A 19,988-nucleotide genomic window follows, 5' to 3' on the forward strand; every position below is an offset into this window, starting at 1 on the left:
GGACTGTAACAATGCTCTCGTGGGCACCATCGATCTACCGCCGCCGAGCGTGGGACCGCTGTCGCGGCTGGCGCCGAAGCCCGTCAAGTTCGTGCTCAACTGGGGCCGCCGCTACTCGCTGTGGGTCTTCAACTTCGGCCTGGCCTGCTGCGCCATCGAGTTCATCGCGACGTCGATGAGCCGGCACGACTTCATCCGGCTCGGTGTCATCCCGTTCGCGCCCGGCCCCCGGCAGGCCGATCTCATGGTCGTCTCCGGCACCGTCAGCGACAAGATGGCGCCCGCCGTCCGCCGCCTCTACGAGCAGATGCCCGAACCGAAGTACGTCATCTCGTTCGGCGCCTGCTCCAACTGCGGCGGGCCGTACTGGGACTCGTACTGCGTGACGAAGGGCGTCGACCAGATCATCCCGGTGGACGTGTACGTGCCGGGCTGCCCGCCGCGTCCCGAGGCGCTGCTGCACGGCATCGTCCGCCTCCAGGACAAGATCGCCGGTGAGTCGCTCGGCGACCGGTACGCCCCGTCGAACGGGGTGGGGGGCGAACCGGTCGCTCCGCCGCCCGCGCCGCGTCCGCTCTCGGCCACGGTGCTGCGCCGTCCCGTCCAGCCGCCTCCGGACGCGGGCGAGACCCGGCCGCTGCCGCCACCGCTCGCCGACGAGTCGCCCGCCGAAGAGCCGCCCGCGGAGGAGAGCACGGCCGAAGCGCCGACGCGGGAGACGCCGGTGGTCCGTCCGACCGAGGACGTCACCCAGCCCGTCCCACCTGTCGAGGACGAGGGGACGCCCGACCGTGCCGACCGGAACGAGCACGATCCGTCGATCATCCCGGGGTTGGCCGAAGACGGCCACGACGACGAGATCGGACGCGACCGGTGAGCCCCGAACCGGCCGCGCAGGCCCTGACCGAGGCGTGGACGGCCCGTTTCGGCGACGAGATCACCACGGAGGAGACGTTCGGCGGCCGCGCCGTCGGTGTGCCGCCCGAGCACTGGCTGGACGCGCTGACCTTCGCCCGCGACGACCTGTCCTGCGGCTACTTCGACTGGCTGACCGGCGTGGACGAACTCGACGAGGGCTTCGCCGTCGTCGTCCACGTGTACTCGCTGGAACGCCGCCACCATCTGCTGATCCGGACGCGTGTTCCGAAGCGGGCGCCCGTGCTGCCCACGGCCACCGGCGTGTACCGGGGGGCCGAATGGCACGAACGGGAGACGTCCGAGATGTTCGGGGTGCTGTTCGAGGGCCATCCGAACCTCGTCCCGCTGCTGCTCCCGGACGGGTTCGAAGGCCACCCGCTCCGCAAGGACTTCGTGCTCGCCGCCCGCGTCGCGAAGCCGTGGCCGGGCGCCAAGGAACCGGGCGAGTCGGGGCACGGCGCGCCGAGCCGCCGCCGTGTCCGCCCGCCCGGCGTGCCGGATGACTGGGGTCCCCATGCTTGAGGTCGTCGTCAAGCTGGCGCTGGTCGCCGCCGCGTTCGCGCTGCTGCCGCTGCTGATCGGGCAGGCCGAGCACAAGGTCATGGCCCACATGCAGGGCCGTCTCGGCCCGATGTACGCGGGCGGCTTCCACGGTTGGGCGCAGCTCGTCGCCGACGGTGTGAAGTTCGCGCAGAAGGAGGACGTCGTCCCGCGCGACGCCGACCAGTGGGTGTTCAAACTCGCCCCCGGCGTGGCGCTCGTCCCGTATCTGCTGGTCCTGCTCGTGATCCCGATCGGGCCCGGCGGGCAGGTCGCCCTCGACCTCGGGCCCGGGATCTTCTTCGCGCTGGCCGTGATGGGCGTCGGCGTCATCGGCGCGATCATGGCGGGCTGGGCGAGCGCGAACAAGTACTCCCTGCTCGGCGGGATGCGGGTCGCGGCACAGCTGATGTCGTACGAGCTGCCGATGGTGTTCGCGGCTTCGTCGGTGGCGATGGCGGCGGGCACCCTGTCGCTCCAGGGCGTCGTGGAGGAGTGGCGCTGGTGGTGGCTGCCGTGGCAGGCGGTCGGGGCCGTGGTGTTCTTCGTCGCGGGCCTCGCCGAGCTGCGCCGCCCGCCGTTCGACATGCCGGTCGCCGACTCCGAGATCATCTTCGGCCCGTACACGGAGTACGGCGGGCTGCGGTTCGCGCTGTTCCTGCTGGCCGAGTACGCCGGGATCGTCGTGCTGTGCGGGCTGACGGCCGTGCTGTTCCTCGGCGGCTGGAAGGGCCCGTTCCTCGACACCGAACTCGGCTGGCTCTGGACGATGCTCAAGGTCGGCGCGCTGGCGTTCTGCGTGATCTGGCTGCGGGTCAGCTATCCGCGGATGCGCGAGGACCAGTTGCAGAAACTCGCCTGGGCGTGGCTGGTGCCGCTGTCGCTGGCGCAGCTCGCCCTCACCGGCGTGCTGAAGGTCGTCCTCTGAGGGCCCGGGGCGTCACCTCAGGAAGAGGGTGAACTCGGCCATCGCGGGGAGGACGTCCGGCGGGAGGTCGGCGTCCACCGCCATCTCCTCGGCGGACACGAAACCGCCCTGCTCCTCGCGGCGGCGGACGATGCGCTCCACGAACTCGGGCTTCATGCCGGGCAGCGCGGCGAGGATCTGCGGCGGCGCGGAGTTGACGTCCACGAGACCGCCGTCGTCGTAGGTGCGGGGCATGTCGGGACGGCCGATCCGCAACTCGCGGGCGAGCGCCGGGTCCTCGGCGGCCAGCGCGCGGGCCTGCTCGCGCAGCTCCCGCCGATACTTGGCGATCTTGACGGCGTGCTCGTTGAGGCGGCTGCGCGGCACGCCCCGCGGGAACACCGACGTCCGGACGGCGAACGCGTGGGCGGTGCCCGCGATCCACAGCATGATCGCGATGAATCCGGCGAGGACGAAGAACACCGGGCTGCCCAACTGCATCAGCATCAGGACGGTGGCCGTCCCGGCGCCGTACCCGGCCGCGGTCACGCCGAGGCCCACCGACTTCTGCCGGATCGCCGCGTAGAGGAACGAGAACGGCGTCCCGTACCCCAGGGTGATGAGGGGCACCGACGCCCACAGGAAACTGCGCGCCGTATCCTCTGGCCGCGCGGGCACGGGAGGCGGCGGAACGGGGGACATCGGCTGGAACGGCGACCGCGGGAACGGCGGCTGCCACACGTCGCCCAACGGATGGGGCGTGGGCCGACGCCCGAGATGGTCTCCATGCGGATTCACCCGCTGTCCCTCCCCCTGAACCCGGCGCCACCCACAGGTTCTACGTATGGTTCGACGAACGCGGCACCCACCGCGTTCCCCCGGAGACGATCCTGCGCAATCATGGGGCGCGTGGGACGGCTACCAGGAGGCGGGCTGGCCAAGGGGCTGGCGGTCACGTTGCGAACGATGACGCGGCGTTCCATAACGCGTCAATACCCAGAAGTGCAGCCTGACCTCCCTCCGCGCAGCAGGGGCGTCATCGCGCTGTTCGAGGAGAACTGCACCGTCTGCATGCTGTGCGCCCGTGAGTGTCCCGACTGGTGCATCTACATCGACTCGCACAAGGAGACCCTGCCCGCCGAGGGCGGTGGACGGGCCCGGACCCGCAATGTCCTCGACCGTTTCGCCATCGACTTCGCGCTCTGCATGTACTGCGGGATCTGCATCGAGGCGTGCCCGTTCGACGCGCTGTTCTGGTCACCGGAGTTCGAGTACGCCGAGTACGACATCGCGGAGCTGACGCACGAGAAGGAACGGCTGCGGGAGTGGATGTGGACGGTCCCGCCGCCGCAGGCGCACGACCCGTCCGCCGAGCCGCCGAAGGAGGTGGCCGCGGCGGAGAAGGCGGCGGCCCGCGGCGCCCGCCCCCCGCGCGGGGGACGGACATGAGCGGCCCGGAGGTCGTGTTCACGCTGCTCGGCGTCGTCGCCGTCGGGTCCGCGATCCTGGTGGTGACGACGCGCAACCTCGTCCACGCGGCGCTGTGGCTGGTGGTGTCGTTCGGTGCGCTCGCGGGCGGCTACCTCGTCCTCACCGCGGAGTTCGTCGCCTGGGTACAGGTGCTGATCTACGTCGGCGCGGTGGTCGTGCTGCTGCTGTTCGGGATCATGCTGACGCGGGCGCCGATCGGCGAGTCCACCGACCTCGACTCCGGCAACCGGTGGGCCGCGGCTGCCGTCGCCGTCGCCACCGCCGCCGTCCTGGTCACCGTGATGGTCATGGGCTTCCGGGACGAGCGGATGCCGCTGCGGGACGGCGGCGGGTCCGCCGAGGAACTCGGCGCGGCGGTGTTCCGGACCTGGGTGCTGCCGTTCGAGGTGCTGTCGGTGCTGCTGCTCGCGTCGCTGATCGGCGCCATCGTGCTGTCCCGCTCCGACATCCGGGCGCGCCCCGAGTCCGAAGCCCGGCAGGGCACACGGCCGGACGAGGAAGGCGGCGGCTGATGCATCTCGCCTACCCGACGATCGTCGCAGCGCTGCTGTTCTCCGTCGGCGTGTACGGGGTGCTGGCGCGCCGCAACGCCATCCTCGTCCTGATGTCGGTCGAGCTGATGTTGAACGCGGTGAACCTCAACCTCGTCACGTTCGACATCTGGTACCGGGACCGGTTGCACGGCGGGCAGGTCCTCACGCTGTTCACCATCGTGATCGCGGCGGCGGAGATCGGGCTCGGTCTGGCGATCGTCCTGCTGGTGTACCGGAACCGGCGGATGGTGGACGTCGACCGCCTCCGCGCCCTGGCGGAGGACTCGACCCGTCCGGCGGCCCTGGAGGCCGGTCCGCAGCCCGAGCCCGGGGGCGAGAAGGCCGGGGCGGTCGAGGAGGCGGCGCCGTGATCTGGCTCGCCTCGCTGGTCGTCCTGCTGCCGTTCCTCGGCGCGTTCGCGGGGATGCTGCTCGGGCCGTCCCTGACCCGCCTCCTCGGCGGACGTTCCGGCACGGACACCCCGCCGCTCCGCAACGGCCCCGCGCTGATCGCGTGCCTGCCGATCGCCGTCTCGCTCGTCCTCGCCGCGATCGTCGCGTTCGTCGCGTGGCAGGACGTGGACGAACGGACCGGTTCGCTCACGCTGATCGAGACCGGTTCGGTGCTGATCGAGGTCGGGTTGCAGGTGGACTGGCTGTCCGCCTTCGTCGGCCTCATGGTCTGCTGTGTCGCGCTCGCCGTCCACGTGTACTCGGTCGCCTATCTGAAAGGCGACCGGCGGTACTCGTCCTACGCGGCGTTCGTGTCGCTGTTCACGGCCGCGATGCTGCTGGTCGTCTACTCCGGCGACCTCCTCGTCCTGTACGCGGGCTGGGAGGTCATGGGCATCTGCTCGTACTTCCTGATCGGCCACCACTGGGAGGACCGGGCGAACTCGCGGGCGGCGGTCAAGGCGTTCCTGGTCACGCGGCTCGGCGACGTCGGGTTCCTCCTCGGCGTGCTGGTGCTCGGCGTCGGCGCGGGCACGTTCGAGATCGACGAGATCCTGCGGAACGTCGACGAGCTGTCCGCCGCGACGGCGACGGCGGCTACGCTGCTGCTCCTCGCCGGAGTCGCGGGCAAGAGCGCCCAGTTCCCGCTGCACACCTGGCTCCCGGACGCGATGGCCGGCCCCACCCCGATCAGCGCCCTCATCCACGCGGCCACGATGGTCGCGGCCGGCGTGTACGTCGTCGCGCGGCTGCACGAGGTGTTCGTCGAGGCCCCGACCTCGCTGGTCGTCCTCGGCGTCGTCGCCGTGGTCTCCATGGTCGGGTCGGCGCTCGCGGCGCTGGCGCAGGACGACCTCAAACGCGTCCTGGCGTACTCGACGATCAGCCAGCTCGCCGTGATGGCCGCCGGGCTCGCGGTCGGCGCCGACACCGCCGCGATCTTCCACCTGCTCACCCACGGCGCGTTCAAGGCCCTGCTGTTCCTCTCCGCCGGATGCGTGATCGTCGTGGCGGGCTCGAACATGCTCGCGCACTACGGCGGGCTCCGGCGCGGCATGCCCATCACATTCTGGTCGATGACGGTCGGCCTCGCCGCGCTCGCGGGCGTCCCACCGCTCAGCGGCTGGTTCAGCAAGGACTCCGTCATCGAAGCCGCCCAGCACGCCGCCCTCCACGGCGGCGAATCCGCCGTCGCGTCGGCGGCAGTGACACCGCCAGGTTCAACTCCCGGGCTGTACGCACTGGACGTCGATCCGGACGGGCAGGTCGTGAACCTGCCGGGCGGGGTCGCGTGGCTGGTCTATCTGGGGTTGTTGCTGACGGTCGCGTTGACGGCGGCGTACGCGATGCGGGCGTGGCTGATGACGTTCTTCGGCGAGCAGCGCGGCTCGTACGAGATCCGTGAACCGTCCAGGCTGATGTCGTGGACGGTCGCGGTCCTGGCCGTCCCCGCCGCGATCCTCGGCTTCTTCGGGCTCGGGGCGGCGGAACTGCGCCCGCACGTGGGTGCCGCGTCGGTGAGTTTCCTGCTGGTCGTGGTCGGGGCGGGCGCAGCGTTCCTCGTCTGGAACGGTGACCCGGCCGCCGACCCCGCACGCGTGCTCGGACGGGCCCGTCCGGTGTTCGCGCGGGCCTTCTACGTCGACGAGCTGTACGCGCTGGTGATCGTCCGGCCGATCCGGGCCCTGGCGCGGTACGTCGTGACGTTCGACCGCCGCCAGGTCGACGCCGCCGTGGTCGGTTCCGGACGGGGCGCGACCTGGCTCGGCGGGCGGATCCGCTTCCCGCAGAACGGCAACGTGCAGAACTACCTGACCGGACTGCTCGCCGGAGTCGTCGTCATCGTCGCCGGGGTGGTGATCTTCCTGTGATCTTCGTGCTGATGATGGCGATCCCGCTGGCCGGGGCGCTGGCGATGCTCGTGCCCGCGAACCGGTTCCTGCGCACCGACGTCGCCGTCCGGATGTTCGGAACGGCCGTGTCCGGCGCGACGCTGCTCGTCGCGATCTCCGCGATGACGGCGTTCGACTTCGGCGCCACGTCCCGCATGCAGATGCGGGTCGACCGCGCGTGGGCGCCCGCGATCGGGCTGCGCTTCCACCTCGGCGTCGACGGGATCTCCCTTCCGCTCGTCGTCCTGACGGCGCTGCTGACGTTCCTGTGCTTCCTCTACACGCTGCGCCACCCGCCCGGAGGCGGCCGGATCCGGCTGCTGACCGCGCTGCTGCTCGTCCTGGAGATCGGGATGATCGGCACGTTCGTCGCGCTCGACCTCGTGCTGTTCTTCGTCTTCTTCGAGACAGTCCTGATCCCCATGTACGCGGTGATCATGCTGTGGGGCGGGACGGGACGCCGCGCCGCCGCCCACAAGTTCATCCTCTACACGCTGCTCGGCTCCGGCCTGCTCCTCGCCGGGATGCTGCTCGTCGGCGCGCACGCGGGCACGCTCGACATGACCGAGCTCGCCGCGCGGCACGGGTCCGGGCTGTCGCACGGCCTCCAGGTCACGGCGTTCGCGCTGATGGGCCTCGGGTTCGCGGTGAAGGCGCCGATGTGGCCGCTGCACACCTGGCTGCCCGACGCGCACACCGAGGCCCCGACCGTCGGGTCCGTGCTGCTCGCCGGGGTGCTGCTGAAGATGGGCACGTACGGGCTCGTCCGGGTGGCGCTGCCGCTCGCCCCCGACGGCGCGCAGTTCTGGGCGCCCTGGCTCGGCCTCCTCGCCGTCATCGGAATCGTCTACGGCGCCCTCGCCTGCCTCGCGCAACGCGACCTGAAACGGATGATCGCCTACTCGTCCGTGGGGCACATGGGCTTCGTCCTGCTCGGCATCGCGACCCTCACCCCCGTCGGCGTCAACGCCGCCCTGTTCGGCAACATCGCGCACGGCCTGATCACCAGCCTGCTGTTCTTCCTCGCCGGGTCCGTCAAGGAACGCTGGGGCACCGCCGACATGAACGCCCTCGGCGGCGGGATGCTCGGCACGTCCCCGCGACTGGCGTCGATCCTGACGTTCGCGTCCGTCGCGTCCCTCGGGCTCCCCGGCCTCGCCGGGTTCTGGGGGGAGATGCTGGCGCTGCTCGGCGCGTACCGTCCGCACGCCGACCTGCCGCGCGAGACGTTCGTGACGTTCATGGCCGTCGCGGCGCTCGGCGCGGTGCTGACCGCCGCGTACTTCCTGCGGATGCTGTCCAAACTCACCCACGGCCCGTCCGACGGCACCGCCCCCGAACGTGCCCCCGCAGCCGCCGTGTCCGTGCAGGAGTACGCCGCCTGGGTGCCGCTGATCGCGCTGACGCTGCTGGTCGGGCTGTGGCCGAAGACGCTGCTGGACGTGACCACCGGACCCGTCCGCGCCCTGTTCGGAGGCGGCTGATGATCCAGAGCATCGACTACGCGGCGATCGCGCCGCCGCTGATCCTCGCCGTCGCCGCGATCGGACTGCTGCTCGCCGACGCGTTCGACGCGCCCCGCCGCGTCCTGTCCCTGCTCAGCGGCGGTTCCCTCGCCGTCGCGCTGCTCGCCGTCATCGCGCTCGCGACCGGCGACCGGCGCGCCACGTTCTGCGTCCCGGACGGCCTGCGCGGCGACGGCCCCCGTTCCTGCTCCTATGTCGCCGACGACTTCACGCTCCTGTTCCAGGGCATCGTGCTCGGCGCCGCCGTCGTCGTCGTGCTGCTGTCCCTCCAGGAGATCACCGACTCGAAGATGCCGGTGGGGGAGTACCACTTCCTGCTGCTCGCCGCCGTCATCGGCGCGCTCGCCCTCGTCGCCGCCCGCGACCTCGTCCTCCTCCTCGTCGCGCTGGAGACCCTGTCCCTCCCGGTGTTCGCGCTGTCCGCGCTGCGCCGCTACGACGGGACGGCGTCCGAGGCCGCGTTGAAACTGTTCCTCGTCTCCGTCGTGTCCACCGCCGTCATGCTGTTCGGGATCAGCCTCGTGTACGGCGCGACCGGCGCCATGCACCTGGACCGGATCGCCCCCGCCCTCTCCCGGCTGCCGTCCGACCTCGACCCGGTCGCCACCGCCGGGTCCGTGCTCGTCCTCGCCGGGTTCGCGTTCAAGGTCGCGGCCGTCCCGTTCCACTTCTGGGCCCCGGACGTCTACCAGGGGTCGCCGCTGCCCGTCGCCGCGTTCCTGTCCGTCGTGTCGAAGGCCGCCGGTTTCGCGGGCCTCGCGATCGTCCTGGCGCTCGGCCTGCCCGCGTACGCGCACGTGTGGGGCCCGACGATCGCCGTCATCGCCGCCCTCACCATGACCGTCGGCAACCTCGTCGCCCTGCGCCAACGCACCGCCATCCGCCTGCTGGCCTGGTCGTCGGTCGCCCAGTCCGGGTACATGCTGGCGCCGCTGGCGGTCGGCGACGACCGGCTGCCCGAGGCCGTCGCCGCCACCACCGCCTACGTCGCCCTGTACGCCGTCATGAACCTCGGCGCGTTCGCCGTCGTGATCGGCTTCCGCCGCCGCGACGCGCCGCTCAGCCCGTCCTGGGACACCCTCGACGACTACCGCGGCCTCGCCCGCCGCAGCCCCGCCGTCGCCGCCGCGCTCGCCTTCTTCCTCATCTGCCTCGCCGGACTCCCGCCCGGCGTGATGGGCCTGTTCGCCAAGGTCGTCGTGTTCCGCGCCACCGTCGCCGGCGACGTCACCTGGCTGGCCGTCGTTATGGCGATCAACACGGTGATCGGCCTGTACTACTACCTGCTGTGGGCCGTCCGGTTGTTCACCCCGGCGCCCGGCCCGTCCTACGATCCGGTGCCCGGACTGCCCGTCCGCGCCGCGGTCATCGCCACTTCCACCGCGGCGCTTGTACTCTCGGCGGCCCCGCAAATCGTCCTACAGACGGTGTCACACGCCACCTAGTGGGAACGTTCACCCAGGTCAAACCGTTGATGTTCATGCCGGAGTCGACGGGGAGGCATCGGAAGTGCAGTTCAACGGCGTCAAAACGGCAGTGCTGATCGCCAGCCTGTCGGCGTTGATGCTCGCCGCCGGTTGGTTGATCGGCGGCGGTGCCGGGCTGACGATCGCGTTGCTCATCGCGCTCGTCACCAACGGGGTCGCCTACGTCTTCAGCGACCGGATCGCGTTGCGTTCGATGCGGGCCCATCCGGTCGGCGAGGTCGAGGCACCGATGCTGTACCGGATCGTCCGGGAACTGGCGACCTCCGCCCACCAGCCGATGCCGCGCCTCTACGTCTCCGAGACCCGGCAGCCCAACGCGTTCGCCACCGGACGCAACCCGCGTAACGCCGCCGTCTGCTGCACCCGCGGCATCCTGCTGATGCTGGACGAACGGGAACTGCGCGCCGTCCTCGGCCACGAACTGTCGCACGTCTACAACCGCGACATCCTCATCTCGTCCGTCGCCGCCGCCATCGCCACCGTGATCACCTGCCTGTCCCATCTGGCGATCTTCATTCCGCTCGGCCGTTCCGACGACGACGAGGGCCCCGGCCTGCTCGGCGCGCTGCTGATGATGATCCTCGGCCCGGTCGCCGCCATGGTCGTCCAGATGGCGATCAGCCGCACCCGCGAATACTCCGCCGACGCCGCCGGAGCCCGCCTCACCGGCGACCCCCTCGCCCTCGCCTCCGCCCTCCGCAAGATCGACGCGGGCACCCGGGCGATGCCGCTGCCGCAGGACCCCGAACTCGCCACCACCAGCTCCCTGATGATCGCCAACCCGTTCACCGGCGCCGGGATCGGGAGGTTGTTCTCCACCCACCCCCCGACCGCCGACCGGATCGCCCGCCTGGAACGCATGGCGGGCCACCGCTAGGGCGCCGTCAGGATCACCGGCCCATCACCCGTCACCGCCACGGAATGCTCCACGTGGGCGGCCCTGCCGCCGTCCACGGTCACGACCGACCAGCCGTCCGCCAGCAGCCCGGTCTCATCCCTTCCCCCTTCGGTGACCATGGGCTCGATCGCGATCGTCAGCCCTTCCCTGAGCTTCAGCCCGCGCCCCCGCCGCCCCTTGTTGGGCACCGGCGGATCCTCGTGCATCTCCGTCCCGATCCCATGGCCCCCCGACCCGTCCGCGATGCCGTAACCGCCCGCCCGCACCGTCTCCTCGATCGCGGCCGCGACGTCCCCCATCCGATTCCCCGGCAGGGCCGCCGCGATACCCCGCTCCAGAGCAAGCCGAGCCGTCTCGATCAGCCGCAGCCCCGCCGCATCGCTTCTCCCCACCATGAACGTGATCGCCGAGTCCCCGCAGTACCCCCCGACCCGCGCCCCGGCATCAACACTCAACACGTCCCCGTCCCGCAGCACACCCCCGCGCGGAATCCCATGAACAACAACCTCGTTCACCGACACACAGATATTCGCCGGATACGGAACCGGCGCCCAAGCGGGCTTGTAGTGCAGAAACGGCGACGTGGCACCGTGCTCCTTCAGCACCCGCGCGGCCACCACGTCCAACTCCTCGAACGGCACACCGGGCTCCGCCGCGTCCCGCACACTCGCCAGAACCCGGGCGACGACCCGCCCCGCGTCCCGCATCCGCTCCCACTCCCGTGGGGTCCGATAGGTCACCATGCGGAAGATTTTAATACCAGTATTACAATGCTTCGCATGGTCCGTACCCCACTCACCGCCGAACAACGCGACCGCGGCAAGGCCCTCGGCCAGGTCCTCCGCGCCGCCCGCGGCCTCCGCCCGGCCGCCGCCGTCGCCGCCGAGGCCGGCATCTCCTTGGACACCCTCCGCAAGATCGAACGCGGCGCCATCGCCGTCCCCGCGTTCTTCACCGTCGCCGCCCTGGCCCGCGTCCTGGACCTCGACCTCACCACCCTCGCCCGCGACATGGACGAATTCGAGCGAACCATCCCCGACGAGGCCGCGTCATAAGACAAGAGAGCGCGCCGGCCACCTTCTGCGGGGGATGGGGCCGGCGCGCTCCCAGGCGTTACGCGCCCTACCTGTAGTTCACGAACTGCAGCGCCACATCGAGATCCTTGCCCTTGAGCAGTGCGATCACCGCCTGCAGGTCATCCTTCTTCTTCGAGCTGACCCGCAGCTCGTCCCCCTGGATCTGCACCTTGACGCCCTTCGGCCCCTCGTCCCGGACGATCTTGCCGATCTTCTTCGCGTCCTCCTGGGCGATGCCCTCCTTCAGCCCCACCCCCAGCTTGTGCACCTTCCCCGACAACTTCGGCTCGCCCGCGTCGATCGCCTTCAGCGAGATCCCCCGCTTCACGAGCTTGTCCTTCAACACGTCGAGCACCGCGTTCGCCCGCTCCTCCGTGTTCGCCTGGATCTCGATCGACTCCCCCGACCACTTGATCCCAGCGTCCACGTTCCGGAAGTCGAACCGGTTCGCCACCTCCTTGGCGGCCTGATTCAGAGCGTTGTCGACCTCCTGCCGGTCGAGCTTGCTCACAATGTCGAAGCTGGCATCAGCCACCGAACACACATCCCCTCAGCAGCAACGTTCGCGGTCCAGAGAGCCTAGCGCCCGACCCCCCACCTCGATGTCACACCCACGCCCCCCGTCCGCTATCCTTTCCATGCCGTCGCACCAGCGACACCAAGGCGGGTTGCCCGAGTGGCCAATGGGAGCGGACTGTAAATCCGTCGGCTTAGCCTACGCAGGTTCGAACCCTGCACCCGCCACCCCACGCAGAACGGCCTCTGACCTGCGCCAACGGTCAGGGGCCGTTCGCGTCCCAAGCTCCCCCCCGCACGCAGCCAGAAGCCACCGGATGTCACTGATCCCCGGAATATGCGCGGAATGGTCCGGGTGTGTTCCCGCAGCTCGCGTCAGGAACGGCGAAGGGGCTCCGGCATATACCGAAGCCCCTAGAGGGCAGGTCGGATCAGTCGTCGAGCGCATCGTCGATTCGCTGATTCGCCCGGTCATGCTGGCCCAGGATGCACTTCGCGTAGACCCGCAACAGGACCTTGACGCTATGGCCCGCCCGTTCGGCGACCTCGGTTGCCGGAACCCCAGAGTTGAGTCAGAGCGAGACCCCGCGTGCCGAAGGTCGTACGGTCGCCGCGCCAGGGGGGAGTCGACCTGTTCCGGTGTGAAGGCCAGTGCCCGAGTCGCGGCCCAGACGTCGCCGTGGGTGGTCGACCGGTTAGAGGCTTGAGTGTGCGTGAAGCGGGGGCCAGTGGAGATCGCCATGGCGTCCCAGGGACGTTCGGTGACGTCTACGAGCCTGCTCACCAGGGCGTCGAAGGCGTCACTCGGTAGGCCGCCGATCTGACCGAGAGCCGTAGCGTGCAACTCAACCCCGGTAACTCAACGAATGCTGCCCGTGCGTTCCGTCCAACCGGGGATGGCGGCATCTGCCGACATGAAAGCGGACGAGTCACCGGTCTGGGTCTGCTCGGCTCGCTCTGCGAAGTCTGGACGGGCATATGCGGTGGCGCGTAGATGCCGCAGTCGTAGGGCGATCAGGAGACCGCACAGGCACTGGGCGTGCGAATCGGGACCGTGCGGTCTCGGATCAACCGCGTTCGGGCCAGGCTGCGCAAGGAGCTCGGCGACATCAATCCCATGTCACCGATTGTCGAGGAGTCCGTTCGTGGATGAGATGACCATGGTGGAGCGGCTGCGCGCGGAAGTTCCGCAGCCTGAGGCGGACGATCTGCGGGTCGAGGAGGCCCGGCTGATGGCGGCCATCGCCGACTCGCGGCCCGTTCGGCGTGGATTTCCGCTGCCCCGACGGGTGGTCGTCCCGCTGCTCGCGGCGGCCATGACCATCAAGGCGATGGGCGTCCGGGAGGAGTACATCTTTGATCCCCGGACGTATCAGTACCTGGGAGAGCGGACCGTCGTCGACTCCGGCCCCCTCAAGACGCCCGTGGGGAGCGTGCTGACGGCTTCGGCGCTGTTGAAGGTGAGTGTCGCCGACACTGCTCCGGCGCCTCGGCGCTGACAGTCCTTCATCACGAGATCTAGCAGGTCACGCAGGTAGGGCGTTGGGGCTGTGAACCTGTTGGCCACCTGGACGGCGAGCCCCGAGATAGGTCTCGAAGGATTCCGATTTAACGAGCTGCGGTTTGGTGGAGTTTTCATCGAGACTCGGGCGTGTGGTGGACGAGGGGGAACTGCGGCGGATCTGGTCGGGGCCGTCGGCTGATGAACGTGCCTTTCTGGTGCGTGTTGTCTTCGAGGCTGAAGACCCGGAGGCGGTCTTGGCGGTGGCGCGGAAGACGCTCGCGGCCGTGTTGGGGCGGGTCGAATCGTGGCCTGAAGACGACGATGTGTGGACCGAGGTGGTTCCCGCCGAGTTCATTGAGCGTTGCGCGTCCGAGGACCTGGAACCGGGCGAGGGGGCAGGCCTTGATGCGTCCGAGGAGAACGCGAGGTGGATGGCGTGGTGGCGTGCGCTCACGCCAGAGGAGAAGCGGGCGGCCTGTGAGGGGCCCTGGAGGCTGTCGGATTGGTTGTACTGCTTCGATCCCACGGCCGACGGTGGGGGAAACGATCGAAGTTGGTGGTGGTGGGACGCGGGGATCGAGGCTTCTGGAGCGGGCTGGATCGACGTCGCCACTACCGGGTGGCCGTTCGGGACGGGTTCCTTGTACTGGCTCATCGAGGCGAGCGGCGGGCGGGATCCGCACTCCTGACCGCTGACGATCCCTGTACGCATGAAGGGTTGATAGTGCTGTGACGGGAACGCTCTGTGTTCGTAAGCGGCGGTTGAGGTCGGGGCTGTTTTAGGTCAGGCGGTGTTTGGCTTGGGGCCATGGTTGGGGGGCTGAGTAGCCTTCGCCTGTCATTTCCTCGTCCAAGTACCAGGCTTTTCCGGAGAGCCAGGTGCGTAGCCAGTGGGAGAGGTTGTCCGCGTCCAGGAACCACGCGTCGCTCCAGTTGTCTTCCGCTATAACGTTGGGTTCGAAGAGCAGGACGGGTGCTTGGGGGACGGTGCAGTCGACGGCCGCGTACATGGCGCAGCCCCAGTGGAGGATGGGGAGGACACCCGTCGGCCACTGATGGGGTGCCTGTTCCGCGTGGTAGGTGCTGACGGCGGTCTGACCTTCCGAGGCGATCAGCGGCAGGAGTTGGTAGTCGGGGCCGAAACCGCCGTTGCCGACTTCCTGGTAGAGCCGTGCCAGCAGGGGAGGCAGTGAGAAGCCCAGTGAGGTTTCGGCTTCCTTGATCTGCTCGGGGGTGGCGGGGGTGAGCGCGGCACCGGATTCTTGCCTCGCGCGGGCGGCGACCCTGCTCAGTAGATCGTCCTGCTCTGTCATGCGGCTCATGGTGGCACTCGTCTCCGACAAAGGGACGCGGCGAGTCGGTTGGCGGGTGTACGAGGGGAGCGCCTGGCTGCGAGAGTGGCCGAATGACCCGCGACGCTGAGGAACCGAGCGAAGCGGAACTCGCGCGAGCCGCTATCGGAAGAGCGTCCCTGACGGCGATACGGAGGAGTTGTGGGTAGGGAGACGATCGTCGAGCTTCGGGATTATCTGTTGGGGGCGGCCGGGGACTTTCCCGGGGCCGTTCGGGCGGAGGTCGTGGAAGGCGAGACGGGCATGTTCAGCGTCCAGCTTGAGAGTGGAGAGGAGTTGTTCGTCGCCATTGCGTCCGTTGTCGTTTGAGCGGGGCTTGGCCGTGACGCCGTGGCATGGTGTGGGGTATGCGGATCGGTGAACTGGCCGCGCTGGTCGGGGTCTCGACCCGGACCGTGCGGCACTACCACCAGCTGGGGCTGATGCCCGAGCCGGAGCGGCTCGGTAACGGGTATCGGGATTATCGGTTGCGGGACGCCGTCCTGCTCGCGCGGGTGCGCAGGCTGGTGGAGTTGGGGCTGGCGCTGGACGAGGTCCGCGAGGTCCTCGCCGGTGATCGGGGTCGGGAGCTGCGGGAGGTCCTGGTCGCGTTGGACGCCGATCTGGCCGCGGAGGAAAAGGCGATCAGGGCGCGACGGGAACGGCTGGCCCGGTTGCTGGACGAGGCGGATCTGACCCCCGACTCGGCGGTGTCGCCCGAAATGGCGGAGGTGCTGCGGGGGTTGCCGCGCGGGTCGCGGTTCGGGGAGTTCGATCGGGACCTGCTCGCCTTGGTCGACACGAAGGTCGGGGAAGCTGAACGGGACGAGTTCGTGGAGATGATGCGGCCCTTCGGTGAGGCACGGGAGCGCATCGCCCAGATCTATGCGCGCATGGACGAGATAGCGGACGCGTCGACGAACGACCCGCGAATCGCCGAGATCGCGAAGGACCTTGCTGACGAGGTGCCGAAGGACATGGCGGCGCTGGCGGTCGGGCACGACCTGGACCATCGGTGGCTGGACGAGATGCCCCCCGCACAGGCCGAAGTGCTCCGACGAATGATCGGCATTTTGAAGGCTCGGGCGCGCTGAAGTGTTCGACGGATTCGGTTGAGCGCGTCCCGGCGCGACGGTTGAAGAGGTAGACCTGCTTGTGTGCAGGTGAGTTATGTGAGTGAGGCGACGCCGGGACGGGAGAACGAGGACTTCGTCGCGGCGGGCCCCGGGTGGGTCGTGCTGCTGGACGGGGCGACCGCCCCCGCGGGGGTGGAGAGCGGGTGCCGGCACGATCCGGCGTGGCTGGTGCGCAGGCTCGGTGGGTGGATCGCCGCGCTGCTGGCCCTGGAGGACGGCAAGCCGCTGCCCGACCTGGTGGCCGAGGCGATCAAGGAGACGGGGGAGGCGCACACGGGCACGTGCGATCTCCAGAACCCGGACAGCCCGTCGGCGACGGTGTCGCTGCTGCGGCGCCGAGGAGAGGTGGTGGAGTGGTTCGTCCTGGCCGACTCGCCCATTGTGATCGATGTCGGTGAGGTTCGGGTGTTCCGGGACGACCGGGTCGATCATCTGCCCAGTTACACCCTCGAAGGCGTGCGGAGGTCGCGCAACAGCCCGGGCGGGTTCTGGGTCGCGAGCACGAAACCGGAGGCCGCGTACGAGGGGCTGACCGGGGAGGTGCCGGTCGCGGGGCTGAGACGGGCGGCGGTGTTGAGCGACGGCGCGTCCAGGCTGGTGGAGCGGTTCGGGTTGTTGGAGTGGGACGAACTGCTCCAGTTTCTCGATGAGGAGGGGCCGCGCGAGCTCGTCAGAAGGACCAGGGAGGCGGAGGCCTCGGCGACAGGTGTCCGGGGGAAGCGGTACGACGACGCCACGGCGGTCCTCGTCCGTTTCTAATGTTTGGCGGGGGCGATGTGCTGCCACCAGCCGGCGAGGTTCTCGGGAAGGTGGTCGGCGTTGACCTGAAGGGTGGCGGGCATCAGCGGGAAGCGCCGCCCGGCGGGGAACGACCGCTCGTAGGACGGCGGGTCGATGACGATGACACGGGTCCCGTTGACGACCGGGATGTCGGCGGGCACACCCTCGTTCCAGATCCACTCACCGTGCGCGTCCACGAGGTTCCACGGGCTGGAGATCACGGGCGGTCCGGGCGGGACGTCGGCGTCCAGGAAACAGGCGACGATCTCGGGGGCGGGGCGGTCTCCGGGAAGGCCGTCCGGTCGTCCGATGAGGGCGCCCGCGAGGAGGATGTGCAGTTGGAAGTTGTCGCCGATGCCGCCGATGGTGACCGTCCAACCCTTGCGGCTCTCGCGGTCGAGGACGAGGAGCCGCTCGTCGTCCAGGACACGCAGCAACGCGTGGAAGTGGTCCATCTGCGGCAGGTACTCGGCGGCCTCCCCGGCGGCGAGGGCGCGGAAGTCGCGGTCGGCGAGTCCGGCGCGGATCGACGGCGCCATCTGCAGGACGGTGCACCCCGCCATCGTGAACTGCGGCAGCGCGAACCACGCCAGCATCGCGCCGACCGCGCGCTCCCCGAGCCTCGGCGTGATGGTGTCGAAGATGTGCTGGGAAGGCTTTTCCTCGTGCATGTCGGGTGGTGGTTTCCCCCCGGCGGCCTCCTCCCAGGCGTTGGCGAACGTCAGCGCCCCGGAGATCACATCGGTGATCCGCTGGACGACGGCGAGGCCCGCGATGACGGGGTCGGCCCCGGTCTCGATCCAGGCGCCGGAGATGATGGCGAGCCAGCCGGCGAGGTTCGCGGGGGCCTCGGCGATGCCCTCCGCCATGCGCGGCATCGCGTCGTTCATCTCGGCGGGCGGCGCCGTCTTGGACGCCTCCATGAGCTGCGGTAGGAGGTCGCCGAAGGACCTGTCCTCGGTGACGGCGGCCCAGACGATCTGGTCGACGAGGTGTAGGAGCGCCATGAATGATCACCATGGCACAGCGGGCGGAAAGGTGAACCCCGCATCGGCCATCCCGGCCGCATTGCCCGCAACCTTCGGGGCTGACCAGCGATGACGGTCGCAACCTTCGACGGCTCTGAACGAGTTCGCGCCATCTGCTCGGGGCGTGTATGGTTTCACTGCGCGAACGACGCAGGCCCCTTTAGCTCAGTCGGCAGAGCGTCTCCATGGTAAGGAGAAGGTCTACGGTTCGATTCCGTAAAGGGGCTCACGACATCACGGCCGCCATCCGATCGGGACGGCGGCCTTCGTCGTCACCGGGGCCCGAGCGGCCCGATTCGCTCCATACCAGGCCCTGTGGTACGGTCCCACCGGTTCCAGTGGGACGTTTCGCAGGTCATCGGCGCACCCGGTAACCTGAGGCACGGTTCGGGGAGCCCTCGAAGCCGATTCCCGATCATGATCCCGGGTTTTCGTGTTTCCGGGGTTCGGTGGACATCCGGTATCCTTGCATTCCGGTCCACACCGACCATCACGGCGGGGTAGCTCAGTCAGGCAGAGCAAGCGGCTCATAATCGCTGTGTCGCCGGTTCAAGTCCGGCCCTCGCTACTACCCAAGTCTCTCACCTCCACCGGAGGTGGGCAGGCCTGGGTCGATTCGCCGCCCGCCCAACAGGGTGGACGACGTCCGAAAGTCCCTTTGTCCCTAGCCCAGAAAGGCACTCCATCGTGGCTGCCACCGACGTCCGGCCGAAGATCACGCTGGCCTGCCAGGAGTGCAAGCACCGCAACTACATCACGCGGAAGAACCGGCGCAACGACCCGGACCGCCTTGAGATCAAGAAGTACTGCCCCAACTGCCGTACGCACCGTCCGCACCGGGAGACCCGCTAGCCGACGTCCGGACGGCGTGGTCCCGCCTCTCCGAAGGGCCGGAAACCACCGTCCGCACCCGGGAACCCGGGCCGTGGAGGTACGCGGCGTGGCCGCTTCTTCGCACGCTTGCCCCGACTTGATCAGCCCGTCCTCGCCGGTGAGTCCGAGGGCGGGCTGTACGTCGTCCTGTTAGCGTCCGTCCGGAGACGGGCGCACCCCACCACGATCCACCCGGAGGGACGGGATTGCATGGCACTCAACCGTGACTACATCGGGCGAACCTTCCCGCCGAGCGAGCCGTACGAGGTCAGCCGGGTGAAGATCCGCGAGTTCGCGGACGCGATCGGCGACGACAACCCGATCTACCGCGACCAGGAGGCGGCCAAGGCGGCCGGACACCCCGACGTCATCGCCCCGCCGACCTTCCCGATCGTCGTGTCCCTCCTCAGCCCCGCCCTCGAAGACCCGGGCCTCGGCCTGAACTTCTCCATGGTCGTCCACGGCGAGCAGCGGTTCGAGTACACCCGCCCGCTCCGCGCCGGGGACGTCATCACCTGCGTCACCACCATCACCGAGATCAAGTCGCTCGCGGGCAACGAGAAGATGTCCGTCGAGACCGACATCAAGACCGTCGAGGGCGAGCCGGTCTGCAAGACCCACAACGTGATCGTGGAGCGGGGGGCCTGAGATGACCGCCAACGTGAAGTACGCCGACGTCGAGGTCGGCACCGAGATCCCCGCGCGGACGTTCGCCGTCGACCGCGCCGACCTCGTCCGGTACGCGGGCGCGTCCGGCGACTTCAACCCGATCCACTGGCGCGAGTCCGTCGCGAAGGCCGTCGGGCTCCCGAACGTGATCGCGCACGGCATGTACACGATGGCGCAGGGCGGCCGGTACGTCACCGACTGGGTCGGCGACCCGGGGGCCGTGGTCGACTACGGGGTACGGTTCTCCTCGCCGGTCGTCGTCCCGGACGAGGGCGGCGCGACCCTGGAGATCAGCGGCAAGGTGGAGAAGAAGCTCGACGACAACAAGGTCGTCGTGGCGCTGACCGCCAGGTCGGAGGGCCAGAAGGTCCTCACCCGCGCGAAGGCCGTCGTCAAACTCGCCTGACCGGCGGGAACGGCGACGCGGACGC

At 69.5% G+C, this 19,988-nt stretch carries 24 protein-coding genes and 3 tRNA genes; 22 read left to right on the forward strand and 5 right to left on the reverse strand.

The features are described 5' to 3' along the window. The first annotated feature begins 19 nt into the window (after positions 1 to 19). From D0T12_RS37510 to D0T12_RS05600, 3 genes are read left to right on the forward strand one after another with little or no spacing between them, the layout of a single operon-like run. Positions 20 to 877 (forward strand): NADH-quinone oxidoreductase subunit B, encoded by an 858-nt coding sequence (locus tag D0T12_RS37510; RefSeq protein WP_117398265.1) that lies wholly within the window; start codon positions 20 to 22, stop codon positions 875 to 877. Continuing rightward, positions 874 to 1,440, forward strand: a complete 567-nt coding sequence (locus D0T12_RS05595) for an NADH-quinone oxidoreductase subunit C (protein WP_233525861.1) — start codon at positions 874 to 876, stop codon at positions 1,438 to 1,440. Before D0T12_RS37510 ends, D0T12_RS05595 begins: the two co-directional genes overlap by 4 nt. Further along, a complete protein-coding gene (locus D0T12_RS05600) occupies positions 1,433 to 2,386 on the forward strand; it encodes a complex I subunit 1/NuoH family protein (protein WP_117398267.1) in 954 nt (317 codons plus the stop codon). Before D0T12_RS05595 ends, D0T12_RS05600 begins: the two co-directional genes overlap by 8 nt. A gap of 12 nt (positions 2,387 to 2,398) precedes the next feature. Here D0T12_RS05600 and D0T12_RS05605 read toward each other — a convergent pair whose 3' ends face one another. Further along, the gene (locus D0T12_RS05605; RefSeq protein ID WP_158581422.1) at positions 2,399 to 2,995 is read right to left on the reverse strand and encodes a ComEA family DNA-binding protein; all 597 of its coding nucleotides are present in this window, start codon (positions 2,993 to 2,995) and stop codon (positions 2,399 to 2,401) included. A gap of 372 nt (positions 2,996 to 3,367) precedes the next feature. Between D0T12_RS05605 and D0T12_RS05610 the strand changes: the two genes are divergently transcribed. The 7 genes from D0T12_RS05610 to htpX all read left to right on the forward strand — a co-directional run bounded on the left by D0T12_RS05610 (position 3,368) and on the right by htpX (position 10,623). Continuing rightward, a complete protein-coding gene (locus D0T12_RS05610; protein ID WP_233525862.1) occupies positions 3,368 to 3,814 on the forward strand; it encodes a 4Fe-4S binding protein in 447 nt (148 codons plus the stop codon). Then, a complete protein-coding gene (locus D0T12_RS05615; protein WP_117398273.1) occupies positions 3,811 to 4,368 on the forward strand; it encodes an NADH-quinone oxidoreductase subunit J family protein in 558 nt (185 codons plus the stop codon). Before D0T12_RS05610 ends, D0T12_RS05615 begins: the two co-directional genes overlap by 4 nt. After that, positions 4,368 to 4,760, forward strand: coding sequence for an NADH-quinone oxidoreductase subunit NuoK (gene nuoK / locus D0T12_RS05620; protein ID WP_117398275.1), 393 nt, complete (start codon positions 4,368 to 4,370; stop codon positions 4,758 to 4,760). Before D0T12_RS05615 ends, nuoK begins: the two co-directional genes overlap by 1 nt. After that, on the forward strand, positions 4,757 to 6,712 hold the full coding sequence (locus tag D0T12_RS05625) for an NADH-quinone oxidoreductase subunit 5 family protein (RefSeq protein WP_117398277.1): 1,956 nt from the start codon (positions 4,757 to 4,759) through the stop codon (positions 6,710 to 6,712). The genes nuoK and D0T12_RS05625 overlap by 4 nt, the downstream gene beginning before the upstream one ends. After that, positions 6,709 to 8,217 carry a complex I subunit 4 family protein gene (locus D0T12_RS05630; RefSeq protein ID WP_325050737.1) on the forward strand — a complete coding sequence of 503 codons (1,509 nt, stop codon included), beginning with the start codon at positions 6,709 to 6,711 and terminating at the stop codon, positions 8,215 to 8,217. The genes D0T12_RS05625 and D0T12_RS05630 overlap by 4 nt, the downstream gene beginning before the upstream one ends. After that, a complete protein-coding gene (locus tag D0T12_RS05635) occupies positions 8,217 to 9,704 on the forward strand; it encodes an NADH-quinone oxidoreductase subunit N (RefSeq protein WP_117398279.1) in 1,488 nt (495 codons plus the stop codon). The genes D0T12_RS05630 and D0T12_RS05635 overlap by 1 nt, the downstream gene beginning before the upstream one ends. A gap of 64 nt (positions 9,705 to 9,768) precedes the next feature. Next, on the forward strand, positions 9,769 to 10,623 hold the full coding sequence (gene htpX, locus D0T12_RS05640; RefSeq protein ID WP_117398281.1) for a zinc metalloprotease HtpX: 855 nt from the start codon (positions 9,769 to 9,771) through the stop codon (positions 10,621 to 10,623). Here htpX and map read toward each other — a convergent pair. Continuing rightward, positions 10,620 to 11,387 (reverse strand): type I methionyl aminopeptidase, encoded by a 768-nt coding sequence (gene map / locus D0T12_RS05645; RefSeq protein WP_117398282.1) that lies wholly within the window; start codon positions 11,385 to 11,387, stop codon positions 10,620 to 10,622. The genes htpX and map overlap by 4 nt on opposite strands. Before the next feature lie 36 nt (positions 11,388 to 11,423). Here map and D0T12_RS05650 point away from each other — a divergent pair, with 36 nt between their 5' ends. Beyond that, positions 11,424 to 11,699, forward strand: coding sequence for a helix-turn-helix domain-containing protein (locus tag D0T12_RS05650; RefSeq protein WP_117398284.1), 276 nt, complete (start codon positions 11,424 to 11,426; stop codon positions 11,697 to 11,699). A gap of 67 nt (positions 11,700 to 11,766) precedes the next feature. On the opposite strand, the gene D0T12_RS05655 is transcribed toward D0T12_RS05650, so the two are convergent. After that, positions 11,767 to 12,255, reverse strand: coding sequence for a YajQ family cyclic di-GMP-binding protein (locus D0T12_RS05655; RefSeq protein ID WP_117398286.1), 489 nt, complete (start codon positions 12,253 to 12,255; stop codon positions 11,767 to 11,769). Between the two features lie 127 nt (positions 12,256 to 12,382). Between D0T12_RS05655 and D0T12_RS05660 the strand changes: the two genes are divergently transcribed. The 3 genes from D0T12_RS05660 (at position 12,383) to D0T12_RS05680 (ending at position 14,429) form a co-directional block, all read left to right on the forward strand. Further along, positions 12,383 to 12,464 (forward strand) — tRNA-Tyr (locus tag D0T12_RS05660). 917 nt (positions 12,465 to 13,381) lie between these two features. Continuing rightward, the gene (locus D0T12_RS05675) at positions 13,382 to 13,735 is read left to right on the forward strand and encodes a hypothetical protein (protein WP_117398288.1); all 354 of its coding nucleotides are present in this window, start codon (positions 13,382 to 13,384) and stop codon (positions 13,733 to 13,735) included. A gap of 154 nt (positions 13,736 to 13,889) precedes the next feature. Further along, the gene (locus D0T12_RS05680) at positions 13,890 to 14,429 is read left to right on the forward strand and encodes a hypothetical protein (protein ID WP_117398290.1); all 540 of its coding nucleotides are present in this window, start codon (positions 13,890 to 13,892) and stop codon (positions 14,427 to 14,429) included. Positions 14,430 to 14,519: 90 nt separating this feature from the next. Here the strand turns inward: D0T12_RS05680 and D0T12_RS05685 are convergent, their stop codons facing one another. Next, on the reverse strand, positions 14,520 to 15,053 hold the full coding sequence (locus D0T12_RS05685; protein WP_117398930.1) for an SMI1/KNR4 family protein: 534 nt from the start codon (positions 15,051 to 15,053) through the stop codon (positions 14,520 to 14,522). A gap of 180 nt (positions 15,054 to 15,233) precedes the next feature. On the opposite strand from D0T12_RS05685, the gene D0T12_RS35250 reads away from it, so the two are divergent. From D0T12_RS35250 to D0T12_RS05695, 3 genes are all read left to right on the forward strand, one after another. Then, entirely contained in the window at positions 15,234 to 15,401 is a 168-nt protein-coding gene (locus D0T12_RS35250) for a hypothetical protein (protein ID WP_158581423.1), read from the forward strand. A gap of 38 nt (positions 15,402 to 15,439) precedes the next feature. Continuing rightward, positions 15,440 to 16,165: a MerR family transcriptional regulator gene (locus tag D0T12_RS05690; RefSeq protein ID WP_117398292.1), complete on the forward strand. Its 726-nt coding sequence runs from the start codon at positions 15,440 to 15,442 to the stop codon at positions 16,163 to 16,165. Positions 16,166 to 16,243: 78 nt separating this feature from the next. Then, positions 16,244 to 16,966 (forward strand): protein phosphatase 2C domain-containing protein, encoded by a 723-nt coding sequence (locus tag D0T12_RS05695; RefSeq protein WP_233525863.1) that lies wholly within the window; start codon positions 16,244 to 16,246, stop codon positions 16,964 to 16,966. Here D0T12_RS05695 and D0T12_RS05700 read toward each other — a convergent pair. Next, positions 16,963 to 17,994 carry a hypothetical protein gene (locus D0T12_RS05700; RefSeq protein ID WP_117398294.1) on the reverse strand — a complete coding sequence of 344 codons (1,032 nt, stop codon included), beginning with the start codon at positions 17,992 to 17,994 and terminating at the stop codon, positions 16,963 to 16,965. The genes D0T12_RS05695 and D0T12_RS05700 overlap by 4 nt on opposite strands. A 175-nt stretch (positions 17,995 to 18,169) precedes the next feature. Here D0T12_RS05700 and D0T12_RS05705 point away from each other — a divergent pair. The 5 genes from D0T12_RS05705 (at position 18,170) to D0T12_RS05725 (ending at position 19,963) form a co-directional block, all read left to right on the forward strand. Beyond that, positions 18,170 to 18,242: transfer RNA gene (locus D0T12_RS05705), tRNA-Thr, on the forward strand. Positions 18,243 to 18,509: 267 nt separating this feature from the next. Further along, a tRNA-Met gene (locus D0T12_RS05710) sits at positions 18,510 to 18,583 on the forward strand. 119 nt (positions 18,584 to 18,702) lie between these two features. Next, positions 18,703 to 18,867, forward strand: coding sequence for a 50S ribosomal protein L33 (gene rpmG, locus D0T12_RS05715; RefSeq protein ID WP_026404241.1), 165 nt, complete (start codon positions 18,703 to 18,705; stop codon positions 18,865 to 18,867). A 231-nt stretch (positions 18,868 to 19,098) separates the two neighbouring features. After that, positions 19,099 to 19,536, forward strand: a complete 438-nt coding sequence (locus tag D0T12_RS05720; protein ID WP_117398295.1) for a MaoC family dehydratase N-terminal domain-containing protein — start codon at positions 19,099 to 19,101, stop codon at positions 19,534 to 19,536. Position 19,537: 1 nt separating this feature from the next. Then, entirely contained in the window at positions 19,538 to 19,963 is a 426-nt protein-coding gene (locus D0T12_RS05725; protein WP_117398296.1) for a MaoC family dehydratase, read from the forward strand. Positions 19,964 to 19,988 lie beyond the last annotated feature (25 nt).

It is taken from the genome of Actinomadura spongiicola, assembly GCF_003432485.1.
In the GTDB taxonomy this organism is placed as follows: Bacteria; Actinomycetota; Actinomycetes; order Streptosporangiales; family Streptosporangiaceae; genus Spirillospora; species Spirillospora spongiicola.

Bases quoted from the DNA above. Each gene is read 5' to 3' on its own strand.
- D0T12_RS05600 (WP_117398267.1), top strand. From the start codon at position 1,433: ATGCTTGAGGTCGTCGTCAAGCTGGCGCTGGTCGCCGCCGCGTTCGCG.
- D0T12_RS05615 (WP_117398273.1), top strand. From the start codon at position 3,811: ATGAGCGGCCCGGAGGTCGTGTTCACGCTGCTCGGCGTCGTCGCCGTC.
- nuoK (WP_117398275.1), top strand. From the start codon at position 4,368: ATGCATCTCGCCTACCCGACGATCGTCGCAGCGCTGCTGTTCTCCGTC.
- D0T12_RS05635 (WP_117398279.1), top strand. From the start codon at position 8,217: ATGATCCAGAGCATCGACTACGCGGCGATCGCGCCGCCGCTGATCCTC.
- map (WP_117398282.1), bottom strand. From the start codon at position 11,387: ATGGTGACCTATCGGACCCCACGGGAGTGGGAGCGGATGCGGGACGCG.
- D0T12_RS05650 (WP_117398284.1), top strand. From the start codon at position 11,424: ATGGTCCGTACCCCACTCACCGCCGAACAACGCGACCGCGGCAAGGCC.
- D0T12_RS05685 (WP_117398930.1), bottom strand. From the start codon at position 15,053: ATGACAGAGCAGGACGATCTACTGAGCAGGGTCGCCGCCCGCGCGAGG.
- D0T12_RS05690 (WP_117398292.1), top strand. From the start codon at position 15,440: ATGCGGATCGGTGAACTGGCCGCGCTGGTCGGGGTCTCGACCCGGACC.
- D0T12_RS05700 (WP_117398294.1), bottom strand. From the start codon at position 17,994: ATGGCGCTCCTACACCTCGTCGACCAGATCGTCTGGGCCGCCGTCACC.
- D0T12_RS05720 (WP_117398295.1), top strand. From the start codon at position 19,099: ATGGCACTCAACCGTGACTACATCGGGCGAACCTTCCCGCCGAGCGAG.
- D0T12_RS05725 (WP_117398296.1), top strand. From the start codon at position 19,538: ATGACCGCCAACGTGAAGTACGCCGACGTCGAGGTCGGCACCGAGATC.